The following is a 2,224-nucleotide window of genomic DNA, read 5'->3' on the forward strand; positions in this document are numbered from 1 at the left end:
CAATTAACAAAATATTCAATAGCCCGTTTGTATTTTCCAAAATATTTTAAGAAGAAATATTTCCAGAGGGGGAGGAAATCCATATGGTGACTGTCATTTCCGGAGGAACAGTACTAGTAGGAAACGGACAAAGAATGGAATCGGCGCACATTGTCATTAAGAACGGAAAAATCAAAACTGTGGCAACCGAGCTGCCGGATGTCTCCTCCGATCAAGTGAACATGATCGATGCCTCAGGCAAATTCATTACACCTGGGTTGATTGACGTTCATACTCACCTTGGTATACACGAGGAAGGGATTGGTAAAGAGGGACACGATTTCAATGAAACGAGCAACCCAACGACCCCACACGTTCGGGCAATCGATGGAATTAACCCAAAAGATAAAGGATTTGAGGATGCGAGAAAAGCAGGAGTAACAACGGTGCAAGTCATGCCCGGAAGCGCCAACGTAATTGGCGGAGAAATGGCAGTCATCAAAACCGCTGGGCAAACCGTTGATGAAATGGTGGTCCGACATCCTTCAGGAATGAAAGCCGCTTTTGGAGAAAACCCGAAACGGGTGTATGGGGAAAAAGGAAAACTACCGACAACAAGAATGGGGATTGCCGCTTTATTCCGCGAGCAGTTCATTCAAGCGCAAACGTACTTGCAAAAAATCGAAAGCGGCAAAGAAGTCGAGCGGGATTTGAAACTGGAAAATTTAGCGAAAGTATTGAAAAGAGAAATTCCGCTGCGCGCTCATGCACATCGCGCCGATGACATCATGACAGTGATTCGCTTAGCGAAGGAGTTTGGTTTCCGCTATACGATCGAACATTGCACCGAGGGGCATCATATCGCCAATTATATTGCCGAGAATGGGGTCCGTGTCTCTGTCGGCCCAACCATGTCATCCCGATCAAAAGTGGAGCTCGCGGATAAAGGATGGCATACGCTCCTTGCTTTGCGGGACGCCGGCGTCTCTTTCTCGATTACGACCGACCACCCGGTTGTCGGCATTGAACATTTGATGACGAGCGCCATTCTCGCTGTGAAGCATGGGTTGGAGGAGTCTTTAGCTCTTCAAGCCATTACATTAAACGCGGCAAAACATTTAGGCATCGAAGACCGTGTAGGCTCGATCGAAGTTGGAAAAGACGCCGATATCGTCATTTGGAGCGGCGACCCCTTTGACTTGCGCGAAAGCGTGGAACTGACCATGATCAACGGGGAAATCGTATTTCAACGTAACTGACTCTTAAGTAACCATCAACCTTGCTTAAAACGGCTTCTACCCCCTATAGGCAGAAGCCGTTCTCTTCCCTACCTCCCCCGAAACACCGGCTTCCGCTTTTCTAAAAAGGCGCGGACGCCTTCGCGGTGGTCTTCGGTTTGCCGCATGCGCTGTTGGGCGTCGGTTTCGAGTTCGAGCACGCGAAGCAAATCTTCTTTTGTTTGTTCGACGTACAACATTTTCGTGGCGATCATGGCTTGAAGCGGTTTTTCTTGCAAGGAAGCGATTGCTTGTTCCGCCTGTTGTTCATCTTCGACGATGAAGTCAATCAGCCCGAGCTGCTGCGCTTCGTCCGCGCTCATCGGTTTTCCTTCCCAAATGATCTGTTTGGCTTTCGCCGTGCCGACCCGCTGGGCCAAGAAGAAATGCCCGCCGCCGTCTGGGATGAGGCCGATGCCGATGAAATTCATCGCCAAGCGCGCTTCTTTCGTGGCGATGAGGTAATCGCTCGCCAAGGCAAAGCTGAACCCAAGGCCGGCCGCTGGGCCGTGGATGAGCGAAACGGTGATTTTCGGCATCGTATACAAGAGCATGATCATCTCCTGAATCGTTTTCATCACGGTTTGAAATTGGCCCGGGTCATCAACCGCCAGCATTGTCTTAATGTCACCACCCGCAGAAAATCCTCTCCCTTTGCCGCGGATGACGACAACGGAAGCGTCACTTTCCTTGATTTTCCGCAGCGCGTCGACGAGCTCCTGAAGCATTTGCACATCCATAGCATTTAACGCCTGCGGGCGGTTCAGTTCCAATATCGCTTTGTTTTGGTCAAATGTCAGCACAACCGTTTCCATGGCTCTCCTCCTCTGAATGATGATTCATTTCTTTTCATTCGCCATGAAGATGGTTTTTTCCTTGTTGGCGGCAAAAATATCATGTTCTCCAACACATCCATGCTTGACATCTTCATCTACTTGTAATAGCTTCTATGTCGGTGTTGCTTTTTT

The 2,224-nt window shown here is 49.2% G+C and carries 2 protein-coding genes; one reads left to right on the top strand and one right to left on the bottom strand.

Annotated elements, in window-relative coordinates:
• Positions 1–83: 83 nt before the first annotated feature.
• Positions 84–1,238, top strand: a complete 1,155-nt coding sequence (locus VU18_RS08200) for an amidohydrolase (protein ID WP_013523926.1) — start codon at positions 84–86, stop codon at positions 1,236–1,238.
• Between the two features lie 68 nt (positions 1,239–1,306).
• On the opposite strand, the gene VU18_RS08205 is transcribed toward VU18_RS08200, so the two are convergent.
• A complete protein-coding gene (locus tag VU18_RS08205; protein ID WP_047757943.1) occupies positions 1,307–2,071 on the bottom strand; it encodes an enoyl-CoA hydratase in 765 nt (254 codons plus the stop codon).
• Positions 2,072–2,224: the final 153 nt, after the last annotated feature.

Origin of the sequence: Geobacillus sp. ZGt-1 (assembly GCF_001026865.1) — a bacterium.
Classification (GTDB): Bacteria; Bacillota; Bacilli; order Bacillales; family Anoxybacillaceae; genus Geobacillus; species Geobacillus thermoleovorans.